Annotated in this window: 12 protein-coding genes and 1 pseudogene; 6 read left to right on the forward strand and 7 right to left on the reverse strand. The window is 65.2% G+C overall.

Annotation, left to right across the window (positions count from 1 at the left end):
- Window positions 1-12 precede the first annotated feature (12 nt).
- The 6 genes from V5F77_RS08575 to V5F77_RS08600 are packed head-to-tail and all read right to left on the reverse strand — an operon-like array spanning window position 13 to window position 4,969.
- Complete coding sequence (locus tag V5F77_RS08575; protein ID WP_429004929.1) at window positions 13-1,155, reverse strand: CaiB/BaiF CoA transferase family protein; 1,143 nt, start codon at window positions 1,153-1,155, stop codon at window positions 13-15.
- Between the two features lie 37 nt (window positions 1,156-1,192).
- Window positions 1,193-1,513 (reverse strand): 2Fe-2S iron-sulfur cluster-binding protein, encoded by a 321-nt coding sequence (locus tag V5F77_RS08580; protein ID WP_429004930.1) that lies wholly within the window; start codon window positions 1,511-1,513, stop codon window positions 1,193-1,195.
- A 53-nt stretch (window positions 1,514-1,566) separates the two neighbouring features.
- A complete protein-coding gene (locus V5F77_RS08585) occupies window positions 1,567-2,310 on the reverse strand; it encodes an SDR family NAD(P)-dependent oxidoreductase (RefSeq protein ID WP_429004931.1) in 744 nt (247 codons plus the stop codon).
- Complete coding sequence (locus V5F77_RS08590; RefSeq protein ID WP_429004932.1) at window positions 2,307-3,149, reverse strand: enoyl-CoA hydratase/isomerase family protein; 843 nt, start codon at window positions 3,147-3,149, stop codon at window positions 2,307-2,309. The genes V5F77_RS08585 and V5F77_RS08590 overlap by 4 nt, the downstream gene beginning before the upstream one ends.
- 9 nt (window positions 3,150-3,158) lie before the next feature.
- On the reverse strand, window positions 3,159-3,692 hold the full coding sequence (locus V5F77_RS08595) for an aromatic-ring-hydroxylating dioxygenase subunit beta (protein WP_429004933.1): 534 nt from the start codon (window positions 3,690-3,692) through the stop codon (window positions 3,159-3,161).
- Window positions 3,692-4,969, reverse strand: a complete 1,278-nt coding sequence (locus V5F77_RS08600; RefSeq protein ID WP_429004934.1) for an aromatic ring-hydroxylating oxygenase subunit alpha — start codon at window positions 4,967-4,969, stop codon at window positions 3,692-3,694. Before V5F77_RS08600 ends, V5F77_RS08595 begins: the two co-directional genes overlap by 1 nt.
- 376 nt (window positions 4,970-5,345) lie before the next feature.
- Between V5F77_RS08600 and V5F77_RS08605 the strand changes: the two genes are divergently transcribed.
- The 5 genes from V5F77_RS08605 to V5F77_RS08625 all read left to right on the forward strand — a co-directional run bounded on the left by V5F77_RS08605 (window position 5,346) and on the right by V5F77_RS08625 (window position 10,035).
- Window positions 5,346-6,479, forward strand: coding sequence for an ABC transporter substrate-binding protein (locus V5F77_RS08605; RefSeq protein WP_429004935.1), 1,134 nt, complete (start codon window positions 5,346-5,348; stop codon window positions 6,477-6,479).
- A gap of 254 nt (window positions 6,480-6,733) precedes the next feature.
- Window positions 6,734-7,606, forward strand: coding sequence for a branched-chain amino acid ABC transporter permease (locus V5F77_RS08610; RefSeq protein ID WP_429004936.1), 873 nt, complete (start codon window positions 6,734-6,736; stop codon window positions 7,604-7,606).
- A gap of 2 nt (window positions 7,607-7,608) precedes the next feature.
- Window positions 7,609-8,565: a branched-chain amino acid ABC transporter permease gene (locus V5F77_RS08615; RefSeq protein ID WP_429005028.1), complete on the forward strand. Its 957-nt coding sequence runs from the start codon at window positions 7,609-7,611 to the stop codon at window positions 8,563-8,565.
- The gene (locus V5F77_RS08620) at window positions 8,562-9,347 is read left to right on the forward strand and encodes an ABC transporter ATP-binding protein (protein WP_429004937.1); all 786 of its coding nucleotides are present in this window, start codon (window positions 8,562-8,564) and stop codon (window positions 9,345-9,347) included. The genes V5F77_RS08615 and V5F77_RS08620 overlap by 4 nt, the downstream gene beginning before the upstream one ends.
- Window positions 9,334-10,035 carry an ABC transporter ATP-binding protein gene (locus tag V5F77_RS08625; RefSeq protein ID WP_429004938.1) on the forward strand — a complete coding sequence of 234 codons (702 nt, stop codon included), beginning with the start codon at window positions 9,334-9,336 and terminating at the stop codon, window positions 10,033-10,035. The genes V5F77_RS08620 and V5F77_RS08625 overlap by 14 nt, the downstream gene beginning before the upstream one ends.
- Before the next feature lie 13 nt (window positions 10,036-10,048).
- On the opposite strand, the pseudogene V5F77_RS08630 reads toward V5F77_RS08625, so the two are convergent.
- Window positions 10,049-10,144, reverse strand: a pseudogene (locus V5F77_RS08630) (FAS1-like dehydratase domain-containing protein); the annotation flags it as partial.
- A gap of 280 nt (window positions 10,145-10,424) precedes the next feature.
- On the opposite strand from V5F77_RS08630, the gene V5F77_RS08635 reads away from it, so the two are divergent.
- Window positions 10,425-12,482, forward strand: coding sequence for a fibronectin type III domain-containing protein (locus V5F77_RS08635; protein WP_429004939.1), 2,058 nt, complete (start codon window positions 10,425-10,427; stop codon window positions 12,480-12,482).
- Window positions 12,483-12,574: the final 92 nt, after the last annotated feature.

Genomic DNA, 12,574 nt, shown 5'->3' on the forward strand with positions numbered 1-12,574 from the left:
ATTTCACATCCCTCAAGATGTGCCGAAGTTGGTGGGTTCCGCCATGCCAGGCGCGTGGATGCCCCAGTCCGAAAGGATCTCGCGCGTGTGGGTGCCCGGGGCCACCGGACCATGGGCGACAGTGGAAGCGGTGGCGCTGAAGCGGGGGGCGGGGGCTGGCTGGGTTACGCCGTCCACCATCACGAAGGCCGCGCGCGCCTGCGCCTGAGCTTGCTCCGCCGCCTCGGTCCAGTCGAGGATGGGGGTGACGCAGGCATCACTTGCCTCGAACACCGCGGCCCAGTGGTCGCGGGGCTGTTGGCGGAAGATGTCCGCAAGGCGGGCCCGCAGCCGGGCCCAGGCGGAGGGATCGGCCATATGGGTGAATTCGGAGGGATCGAGTTCCAGCCGCTCCAGCAAGATCTGATGGAACTTCTTCTCCACCGCGGCAACGGCGAGGAACTTGCCGTCCGCGCAGGCGTAGGTTGCGTAGAAGTAGGCGCCTCCGTCCAGGAGGTTGGCTTCCCGCCCGTCGCCCCACAGGCCGCCGGCACGGAAGCCCCAGAACATGGCGGACAGCAGCGAGGCCCCATCGGTCATGGCCGCATCCACCACCTGGCCCTGCCCGGTGGCACGCGCATGGAGCATCGCCGAAACCAGTCCGAAGGCCATCAGCATGCCGCCGCCGCCGAAATCGGCGACAAGGTTAAGCGGCACTGGCGGGGGCGCGCCCGCCGGGCCGATGGCGTTGAGCGCCCCGGTGGCGCCGAGATAGTTCAAGTCATGCCCCGCGGTCTCCGCCAGCGGACCCGTCTGGCCCCATCCGGTCATGCGGCCGTAGACAAGGCGCGGATTGCGCGCGAGGCATACGTCGGGCCCGAGGCCGAGCCGCTCCATGACACCCGGCCGGAACCCCTCCAGAAGGGCGTCCGCGCGGGCGATGAGGCCCTGCATCACCGCCTTGTCCGCCTCCACCTTCAGGTCAAGGGCTATGGACCGGCGGCCGCGCGCCAGCACGTCGAAGCGCGTGTTCATCAGCGGGATTTCGGGTCGCTGGCCCTTCTGATGGACGCGGATCACCTCGGCGCCTGCATCCGCCAGCATCATGGCGGCGAAAGGTGCTGGCCCGAGGCCGACCATCTCCACGATACGAAGTCCCTGCAACGGCCCCGGCATATCCCACTCCAAAATTGTCCCGACATGGGGCCGCTGGTCAGGCGTGGCCTTCGGGGAGATGCACGGTGAGCCCTTCGAGATCCGGGGCCACCTTCACCTGGCAGGAGAGGCGCGATGTCTCGCGCACGCCCTCGGCGAATTCGAGCATGTCGCGCTCCATGCCGGCCGCCTCGCCCAGGATGCCACTCCAGCGCGTATCGATATAGACGTGGCAGGTGGCGCAGGAACAGGCGCCGCCGCATTCGGCGATGATGCCGGGCACATTGGCGCGGCGCGCGCATTCCATCACGCTGAGGCCGTCCTGCGCGTCGATCTCGATGCGCTGGTCATCGGACATGATGAAGACGATCTGGGTCATGGGTGCCCCCTTTGGTGATTGGTTGTTCGTGTGGCCGGAACGCGGCTTTTCGCTCAGGCGCCGCAGCCCATGCCGCCGGATACGCCCAGGACTTCCCCGGTGACGAAGGAGGCCGCTTCCGAGCCGAGAAAGGCAACCGCGGCGGCGACCTCTTCCGGTTCGCCGATCCGGCGCATCAGCGTCAGGGCGGCCATGTCGGCCACCAGCTTCTCGCCCACCTCCGCCACCGCCCGCTCCACCATGGGGGTGCGGATGGGGCCCGGGGCGACGGCGTTTGCCGTGATGTTATACCGGGCGTTCTCTCGCGCGATTGAGCGGGTGAAGCCGATCAAGCCGGCCTTGGCGGCGGCGTAGACCGATCCCCCCTTCGACCCCAGCCGCCCCGCTTCCGAGGCGACGTTCACGATCCGCCCGTAGCGCGCCGCCTGCATGGCGGGCAGGACGAGGCCGGTGAACAGGAAGGCCGTTTCCAGATTGATCGATAGCAGGAAACGCCAGTCCGCGGCGGTGGTGTCGGTGAAGAAGGCGTGCTGGTCCGTGCCGATATTGTTCACCAGAACATCAAACGGGCCGTGCGCGGCGAACAGCGCCTTGCCGGCCGCCGCGTCGGTGCCGTCCATGGGCACGAAGACCGCCCCGGTCTCGGCCGACAAGGCCGCGCCCGCTTCGGCGTCGAGGTCGCAAAAGACCACCGCCAGCCCATCCGCCACCAGGCGGCGGACGGTGGCGGCGCCAATTCCGGCGCCGCCACCGGTGACAAGGGCGCGTCGCCCGGTCGCCGCTCCGCCCATGGTCATCGGCCGTTGAACGCGGGCTTGCGCTTCCCAATCACCGCCGCGAGGCCCTCGCGGGAATCGGCGGTGAACGACAGCTCGGACACGGTCCGCGCCTCCTCGGGCAGAGCCGCCTCGACGTTCAGCGCGTTCCAGAGGAGGCGCTTGGTCGCGGCGAGCGCAAGCGGGGCGCCTCTGGCGTAGAAGGATGCGGCCTTGCGCGCTTCATCCTGCAGGGCAGCATCCGGCACGCACTTTGTAATCAGCCCGATCTGCTGCGCCTCGGTCGCCTCGACGATGCGGTTGGACAGCATGATCTCCGTGGCTCGGCGGAAGCCCACAAGGTGGGGCAGGATCACGGAGGACCCCGCATCCGGCGCCATGCCCACCCGCGTGGCGCCAGCCAGGAAGCGGGCGCCCTCGCCGGCGATGACGATGTCGGAGGCGCAGACGAGGCCGAGGCCCCCGCCGCCTGCGGCGTAGCCGTGGACTTCCGTCACGACGATGGCCTTCAGGCGGATCAGCGCCCCGATGGCCACCTGCAGATAAGCCGTGACCTCACGCAGGAAGTCGCCGAGCGCTTCCCCCTTGGAGGCGAACTCGCGGACGTCGCCGCCGGCGCAGAAGTTTGCTCCGGCGCCCCGCAGATGCACCACTCGCAGCTCCGGCGCCCTATGGCACAGCATGAGCGCCCGGTAGAGCGCCTGCATCATCTCGATGTTCATGCCGTTGGCCGAATTGGGCCGATTCAGCGTCAGGGTGGCGATCCCCTCGGCGTAGGCGAGGAGGACGGGCCCTTCGCCCATCCAGACCTCGGGAGTGGCGAGCTCGGATATTGTGGTCTCGACCGTGTTGTGTGTCATGAACGGCCCTCAGACCAGGAAGGAGAGGGTGAAGATGGGCTTCTCGTTGTTCACGAGTGCGACCTTCTTGCGGACCAGCCGGAAGATCCCGTCGATCATTCGCAGCCGGTATTCGTTGCGCGCGGCCCAGACGGTCTCGCCCCGCAGGTTGTCCTCGTAGATGATGACGTTGGCGCGCACGCCGACCTCGTTGCCGAGGACTTCCGTCAGCTCGACGTTCGAGACGATCCGGGCCAGCGCGGAGCGTGGGGTCTGGGTGTGGCGCCGACCGGTCTTGAGCTGCGCGATCCGCACGCCGATGCGCGAGCGGTTGTCGTAGAGCACCGACATCTGCTTGTCCGGATCGATGTCGTCGCCATTGGCCGGGATCCAGTAGATGGCATCGTCGGTCCACAGCGCCTCCCACGCGTCATAGGCGTGGGTGTCCTGGAGGCGAGCCTCCTTGTAGAGGAACTGGGTTACCTGATGCTGCAGCGCCATCGGTTCGAGCGCGGTGAGATCAGGTGCGGCCGCCCCCGTGAAGGTCTTGGCGAGAGCGGTCATCAGCGGGCCTCCATCATCAGCTTGAGGTAATGGCGCCAGATGCCACGCTGCGGCGTCTCGTCGGTGGCATGGGCGATGCGAAAGCCGTTCTCGTCGAGCCGTTCGCGATGCAGGCCGCGCGTCAGCGTCAGCCATTCGGGATCGCGGATTTTCGCGCCGCGATGGTTGCGCTCGTACATCTCCGTGTCGTCGGCGAGCAGGAACCCCGCCGGCCCCACCGACCCCATGGTCTGCTGGCGCAGGCGCCGGTTGATGTCCGGGGCATCCTTGAATTGCAGCGCCGTCACGTGCTGGATGGTTTCGTCCACCGCCATCGGCTGCAGCACGAACATCTGGATCTCGGCGATGAAGAGGTTGGGGAAGATCATGACGTGCGGTGAGCCGTCGATCATGATCTGGCGGGCGCGCTCCGGGCCGTAGGCGGTGTTCATGGCCGTCGCATAGTCGGGCAGGCGCGCCTCGCTGGTGCCGAACCATTCCATCGGCTTGTCGATCCGACGCCATTCGGGGCGCAGATCGAACTCGGTGTGGCCGTTGCCGTAATCGCGGGTCAGCGCGGTGGACTGCGCAGCGTAGAGATCGCCGATGCCGCTGTTCGTCACCTGGAAGACGGAGCCGTGCACGAAGCCGGGGTGGTACCCGTCGGTCTCGTTCTCCAGCATGAACTTCCAGTTGGCCTTGGTGCGATGTTGCAGGAAGCCAACGGTCAGGTCGAGCTCTCCGGTGGGCGAGTTGTCCAGCAACTGGTCGAGGGACGCCTTGGCGCCACCGAGATGTTCGTCCAGCGAGGGACCGTCCTGCGCCATGGAGCCGAAGACGAAACCGCGATAGATGGCAATGCGCGGCACCTTGCCGAGGTTGAGGCCCTTCTTGTCCTGACCCTCGTAGCCCTCCGGCAAAGCGTAGCCCATGAGGTCGCCGGTATTGCTGAAGGTCCAGGAGTGATACGGGCAGGTGAAGCTCGTGCGATTGCCCTTCTTGTAGGCGCAGAGCTGGTTGCCGCGGTGCGGACACTTGTTGAGCAGGAGACGGACCTCGCCGTCCTTGTCACGCACCAGAAGGACCGGCGTGGGGCCGATCGATTTTGTGACGTAGTCGTTTTTGTTCGGGATCTCGCTGGTGTGGCCCACATAGACCCAGGTGCGGTACCAGATCTTCTCCAGCTCTTCCTGGAAAATATCGGGGTCGTAGTAGAGGCGACTGTTGACGCGCGTCGGTTCGATCAGCGCGCGATAATCACGGGATGCAGCTTCCTCGGACATTGCAGCTTGCAGCATGGCGGTTCCACCCCTGCGTTTCATTACATCTAATATATTAATCGAACGATCGATCTTACTATCGACACGTCGGTGAGGCGTGTCAAGCGACGCGCAGGCGCGATCGACTGCAAAAATGGGCCGGTGGAAATGACCCGCTCACGCGCTTATCCAGTAGAAATGCGCGCATGCGGCCAGAAAAGCGCGACATGCTCGGGGTGTCAGGACGACAGAATTTTTGATGGCAATGCAATTTGATCTGGATTAAAAAGATCGAACGATCTAACAAAAAAGATCGAAAAATGCGTGACGCTCCCTCGCTTCCCTTCGCCGCCTCCGCCAGCGGGCCGCGCGTTGGCAATTGGGATGCGTCACCGAAATTGCCTGGGAGGGAAACATGAAAACATGTCTGACAGGGCTCATCGCGCTCGCGATGATGACCAGCGTGGCCAGCGCCGACATCATGATCGGCGCCGTCATATCGGAGACCGGACCGGCCGCCGCGCTGGGCGACCCGGAAGCCAAGACGCTGCGGCTGATGGTGGATGAACTCAATGCCAAGGGCGGCATCAAGGCCGAAAAAGTCAAGCTCGTGCTCTATGATGACGGCGGCGACCCCAGTAAGGCCAAGACGTTTGCCACCCGGCTGGTCGAGGACGACGGCGTCGTCGCCATCCTCGGTGGCACCACCACCGGGACCTCCATGGCCATCCTCGCCGTGGCCGAGGAGAGCAAGGTGCCCTTCATCTCGCTCGCCGGCGCCCTGGAGATCATCGACCCGGTGAAGCCCTACGTCTTCAAGACGCCGCATACCGACCGGATGGCGTGCCTGAAGATTTTCGAGGACATGAAGAGCCGTGGCCTCACCAAGGTGGGCCTCATCTCGGGCACGGACGGCTTCGGCGCCTCCATGCGGACGCAATGCCTCGCGGTGGCCAAGTCGTCGGGGATCGAGATCGTCGCCGACGAGACCTACGGGCCGAAGGATGCGGACATGACCCCGCAACTGACGAACATCCGCAGCAAGCCCGGCATCCAGGCCGTGCTGAATTCCGGCTTCGGCCAAGGGCCAGCAACCATCACCCGCAACTATGCGCAGCTCGGTATGACCCTGCCGCTCTACCAGTCGCATGGCGTCGCCTCCAACGCCTTCATCGAACTCGCCGGAGCCAAGACCGCGGAAGGGGTGAGGCTGCCCGGCACCGCGCTCCTGGTGGGCGAATTGCTCGACCCGGCGGATCCGCAGAGGCCGGTGGTGCTGGCCTACAAGGCGAGCTTCGAGAAGGCCGCCGGCGCGCCCGTCTCCACCTTCGGCGGCTATGCCCATGACGCCATGCGCATCCTCACCGAGGCCATCGCCCGCACCAGCTCCAACAAGCCCGCCGCGATCCGCGATTCCATCGAGCATACAACCGGTCTGGTGGGAACCACCGGCACCTATACCTTCTCGAAGACCGACCACCTCGGTCTCGACCTTTCCGCCTTCCGCATCCTCGAAATCAGCAATGGCGGCTGGAAGTTTGTGAAGTAGGCTGGGCGATCCGCCTGCTTTTTCCTGAAAGCACAGGTCTTCACGTCGGCCCTGCGGACGCCGCTCACTGGCGACCCTCCTGGTTCGACGGCGGACACCATAGCGAATGCGCTCGTTCGGGCCGGACCAATGCCGCGTTCTGGCCCGAACGAGCGGCGTCCTTCCACGCATCATGAGACGGCTTCGTCCTTCGGCTGGCCTCAGCCGGGCACGCGCCGCCTCGAACCGAACCCCCGGCGGGGACCGAGCAAACCATGTCTGATCTCCTGCAGTTCCTGGCGTCCGGGGTAACGGTTGGCGCGGTCTACGCGCTCGTCGCCCTCGGCTTCACCATCATCTACAACGCGTCCGACGTGGTGAATTTCGCCCAGGGGGAATTCGTCATGCTCGGCGGCATGATCTCGGTCGCCGGCGTCGCAGTCGGGCTGCCGCTGCCGCTGGCGGCGCTCATCGCCATCGTGGTGACGGCGGCCGTCGGCGTCGCTCTCAACGAACTCGCCATAGAGCCGGCGCGCGGCGCCCCGGTGGTGTCGCTCATCATCATTACCATCGGCGCCTCCATCTTCATCCGCGGCGTGACCCAGATCGTGTTCGACAAGGGCCTGCACCGCCTGCCCGCCTTCTCCGGCGACACGCCCCTTCATCTTTTCGGCGCCGCCATCCTGCCGCAGAGCCTGTGGGTGGTGGCCGGCGCCGTGGCCATCTTTATCGGCCTCTGGCTGTTCTTTACCCGGACGCTGACCGGACGCGCGGTGCTCGCCACGTCCAACAACCGACTGGCGGCGCAGCTCGTGGGCATCAACACCAAGTTCGTGATGACCCTGTCGTTCGCCCTCTCCGCCGGCATCGGCGCACTGGCGGGCGTGCTCATCACTCCGATCATGCCCACCAGCTTCGAGGCGGGCATCGCACTCGCGCTGAAGGGCTTCGCCGCGGCCATGCTGGGTGGCATGGGCAACCCCAAGGGGGCCCTCGCGGGCGGGCTTTTGCTGGGTCTTCTGGAGGCGCTCACCGCCGGCTATGTCAGTTCGCACTACAAGGACGCGGTGGCCTTCTTCGTCATCCTCGCCGTGTTGTTCGCGCTTCCGCGCGGTCTCTTCGGCAGCAATCCGACGGAGCGCGTGTGACCATGAGGTTAACGGCGAAGCAGTCCACGCTCCTCGTTCTGGCGATTTTGATGATCGTCAGCCCGTTGTTCTTCCCCTCCAACTATTACTATCGGGTCGGCTCGCTGGTCTTCGTAAACAGCATCGCCGTGGTCGGCATCGTCATCCTCACCGGCTATGCGGGGCAGATCAGCCTCGGCCATGCCGGCTTCGTGGGGATCGGCGCCTATGCCTGTGCGCTGCTGCCGATCCATCTGGGGGTGCCGCCGGGGCTCGCGGTGGTGCTCGGCGCGGTGCTTTCGGGCGTGACGGCCTGGGTGGTCGGCCGGCCGATCCTGCGCCTCAAGGGCTACTATCTCGCGGTGGCGAGCTTGGGCTTTGGCGTCCTCGTGGCCATGGTGCTGTCCAATGAGGGGGCGATCACCGGCGGACCGGACGGCATCAAGGTGCCGGAGCTCGGGTTGCACGCCTGGCTCGGTACGTCGGGCATCGAGCTCACCACACCGCAGTTCTGGTACGGCTTCACCGGCCTGTTCCTGATCCTTGGCGCCTGGCTCGCCCTCAACCTGCACGACAGCCCCACGGGGCGGGCGCTGCGCGCGCTCCACGACTCCGAAATCGCCGCGCGCACGGTGGGCGTGGATGTGGCCCGCGCCAAGCTGAACGCCTTCGTCATCTCGGCGGTCTACGCTTCGGTGTCGGGCTCGCTGCTGGCGTTGCAGAACCGGCTGATTACGCCGGACGTGGCGGGCTACATGCACTCCATCGAGCTGGTGACCATGGCGGTGCTGGGCGGGGCAGGCTCCGTGCTTGGCGCCATCTTCGGCGCGGCGCTCCTCACCATGCTGCCGCAGGTGCTCACGGTGCTTCAGGACTACGAGCACGTGGTGCTGGGGCTGGTGATGATGCTGGTGATGATCTTCATGCCCGCCGGCCTCCTGCCGAGCGTGCAGCGCCTCATGCGCGGGAGGGGCGAATGAGTCTGATTGAAGTGCAGGGCCTCGGAATTTCATTCGGCGGCATCAAGGCGGTGAGCGATGTGTCGTTCGCCTTGAATGCGGGAGAGATCGTCTCGGTCATCGGGCCGAACGGCGCCGGCAAGACCACGCTGTTCAACATGATCTCCGGCGTCTACCTGCCCGACACCGGCAAGGTGATGCTGGACGGCGAAGACGTGACGGGCATGCGTCCGGACCTGCTCGCCAGACGGGGCCTTTCGCGCACCTTCCAGAACCTGCAGATCTTTCAGCGGATGAGCGTGCTTGAGAACGTCATCGTCGGTTTCCACCTGCACGAGCGCGGACCCGTGCTGTCGGATCTGCTGGGGCTAGCGGGCTCGCGCCGGCGGTCCCGTGTGGCGGAGGTCGGGGCGCGGGACCTGCTGGAGCGCGTTGGCCTGTCCCGGGCGGCAGAGTATGCGTCGGGCGCGCTTTCCTACGGCGCGCTGAAGCGGCTGGAGATCGCCCGCGCGCTGGCCGCGTGCCCGCGCGTGCTGCTCCTCGACGAGCCCGCCGCCGGCTGCAATGCCGTCGAGACGGAGGAGATCGACCGACTGATCTGCGAGGTGGCCGCCGGCGGCATCGCCATCCTTCTGGTCGAGCATGACATGAAGCTGGTGATGCGCCTGTCCAACTGCGTCGTCGTGCTCGATCACGGCGAAAAGATCGCCGAGGGCGCCCCGATGACGGTCAGTCGAGACCCCAAGGTGATCGAAGCCTATCTCGGCACCGCGGCCATGGAGGTGACAGATGCTCACGGTTGAGGGCTTGCGGTCGCGCTACGGCCGCATCGAGGTGCTTCACGGCATCGATCTGCTCGTCCGCTCGGGCGAGATCGTCACCGTTGTCGGCGCCAACGGGGCGGGCAAGACGACGCTTCTGCGCTGTCTCTCCGGGGTCCAGCCGGTGTGCGGCGGCACGATCACCTTCCGGGGCGAAGCTCTCACCCCCGTTCCCGCCTACCAGCGGGTTCAGCGCGGGCTCGCTCAGTCCCCCGAAGGGCGGCAGATTTTCACCAACCTCAGCGTGGAGGAGAACCTGCGCCTCGGCGCCTTCATCTTTTCCGACGCGCGGGTGGAGCGGGACATGGCCGATGCCTTCGCCATGTTCCCGATCCTGAAGGAGAAGCGCAACCAGATTGCCGGAGGTCTCTCTGGCGGCCAGCAGCAGATGTTGGCGATCGCCCGCGCGCTCATGGGTCGCCCCGCCTGTCTGCTGTTGGACGAGCCATCGATGGGGCTCGCGCCCATTCTCGTGGCGCAGATCTTCGATGTGGTGAAGAGCCTGAAGTCGCTGGATGTCGCCGTGCTGCTGGTGGAGCAGAACGCATTTGGCGCCCTGTCCATCGCCGATCGCGGCTATGTTATGGAAACCGGTCGCATCACTATGGATGGCAGCGCAGCGAGCTTGATTGCTGATCCGCTTATCCGGGAAGCCTATCTGGGGATTTGAGGGTGCGGGCGCCTTCCACCTGCGTGACATACGGGTCATCGTAATGGATGCGATGGCCGTTGAAGTTCAGCGCCGAATAGCGGAACAGCAGGGGTAGCGAGGGATCGACCGCAAGGCGGAACGCACCTCGGCGGCGGGCACGGGGCATCCGTCGGAATCGATCTCGTGCCGTTTCACTCATAATAGCATCGTGTGAAAGACAGGGCACAATGCTCGGCGCGGGTCCAGCATGATCGCAACTCAGCACACATTCCGTAAGGTGAAGACAAGCGAGGTACCGGTGCGGCAAAGCACAGCTTGATCGTGACAGTAATATCGTCAAGCCTAAGAGCGGTTTTGGAGCGCTCCCCTTGCGGGGAGAGAGGCTCGCGAAGCCGGCGGCAGGAGAAATGATGACGACTGGAACGACCACGCAGATTAGTTGGGCCTGGGGCAAGAACACCGTTCTCGCATTCGATCCCGCAACCGACGTACTGGATTTCGGCTGGTTCCAAGCCGAACAGTTCACCGTGAGCGAGGTAAACGGCTCCGTCGTCATCTCCATCCCGTCGAACAACGAAACCTATACCCTCGCGGGCGTGCCGCTCTCGGCGCTGACGATGTCGAACATCGTCTCCAATGATGCATCCGCCACTGCCGAATGGCTTGCCGCGCTCTCGGATGCCGATGATGCGGGCGGCGACACCGATCCGGACGATTCCGGTTCCGGCGATACCGGATCGGGCGAACCTGATCCGGGCGACACGGGCGAGTCCGATTCCGGCAGCACTGCGGGCGATGGCGTGAGGACCGTCACGACCATCACATGGTCCTGGGGTACCAATGCGGTGCTGGAGTTCGACACGGCGCTCGACGTGCTCGATTTCGGTTGGTTCTCCGCCGACAATTTTCTGATCTCGGAAGTGAATGGCTCCGTCATCGTCGCCATCCCTTCCAACAACCAGACCTATACGCTGACCGGCGTGTCCCTCACGGACCTGACACTCGCGAACATCTCCGCCAATGATACCTCCGCCCTGGCGGAATGGCAGGCCGCGATCGCCGCTGCGTCTGGTGGTGAGACCGGAGGCGAAACCGGCGGAGGCACGGAGGAAGAGGCCGATTATGCCTCCGCATGGTCGGCTTCCACCGTCTATGTGGCAGGCGACCTCGCCAGCGTCGGAAACCTGGTCTACAGTGCCAATTGGTGGACGCAGGGTGATGATCCTTCCACGAACAGCGGCGGCAGCGGACTGGTGTGGAGCTTTGTGGGGTACATGGACACCTCTCCGGTGGTTCCGGACGCCCCGGAGGATCTACGCGCCACCGGCGTCTCCGACGACACCCTCACGCTGCGCTGGGACGCGGCGGACGTGGACGGTGTGGGCACCGTCTCGGGCTATGAGGTGTATCAGGACGGCGAGTTGATTGGCTCCACCGCCAGCACCTATTTCAAGGTCACCGGCCTGGGGGCTGGCACATCCTATTCCTTTACTATCGTCGCCGTGGATGAGGCGGGGGCGTCCGATGTCTCCGAGGCGTTGTCCGTCACCACGGACACGGAGGACACGTCGTCCAACGGTGAAAAGACCTTCTCGCCCTATGTGGACATGTCCCTCACCACAAGCCAGGACCTCGTCCAAATGGTCGAGGACGCGAGTCTCGAAGCGGTTACGCTGGCCTTCATGCTCACGTCGGGTACCAACACAGTCGGATGGGGCGGCGTCGGCACCATCGAGAACGACACCTTGTCCAACGGCACCAGCATCGCCTCCATCATCGAGGAATTGCAGGCCAATGGCGTGGACGTAACCATCTCCTTCGGCGGTGCGAACGGTCAGGAAGCCGCCACCACCTTCACCAGCGTCGCGACTCTGGTCGCCGCCTACCAGTCGGTGATCGACACCTACGGCGTCACCAAACTCGATTTCGACATCGAAGGTGCGGCGTTGGCGGACACGGAAGCAAATGCGATGCGCAACGAGGCGCTCGCCATTCTCCAGCAGAACAATCCGGACCTGGAAGTGTCCTATACCCTTCCAGTCCTGACGGACGGCCTCACCGCCGCCGGTCTCGCGCTGCTTCAGGATGCCGTCGACCACGGCGTCGAGGTCTCCTACGTCAACATCATGGCGATGGACTACGGCGCCTATTACGATTCTGGCGACATGGGCGACGACGCCATTTCCGCCGCCGAGGCGACTCTGGCGCAGCTTGAGGACATCGGACTGGAGGCTAAGCTGGTGATCACGCCGATGATCGGCATCAACGACGTGACCAGCGAAATCTTCACGCTGGAGGATGCGGGCCAACTCGTGGACTATGTGGAGTCGAACGACGACATCGCCGGCATTTCCATGTGGTCGCTCAGCCGCGACAATGGCGATGTGGTGGGCTACGTCTCGCCCGTCGGCAGCGGCCTCGAGCAGACGGACTACGCCTTCAGCGAGGTCTTCGGCTACGTCTGATCCCTCATCCCTGAAGGCCCGCCGCCAGTACGCGGCGGGCCTTTTCGCTCCTCCCCGCCACCGATGGCTCTGGTATAAGGGCGGCCCGGCAA

This window comes from Roseixanthobacter psychrophilus, assembly GCF_043195195.1.
Taxonomy (GTDB): domain Bacteria; phylum Pseudomonadota; class Alphaproteobacteria; order Rhizobiales; family Xanthobacteraceae; genus NCEH01.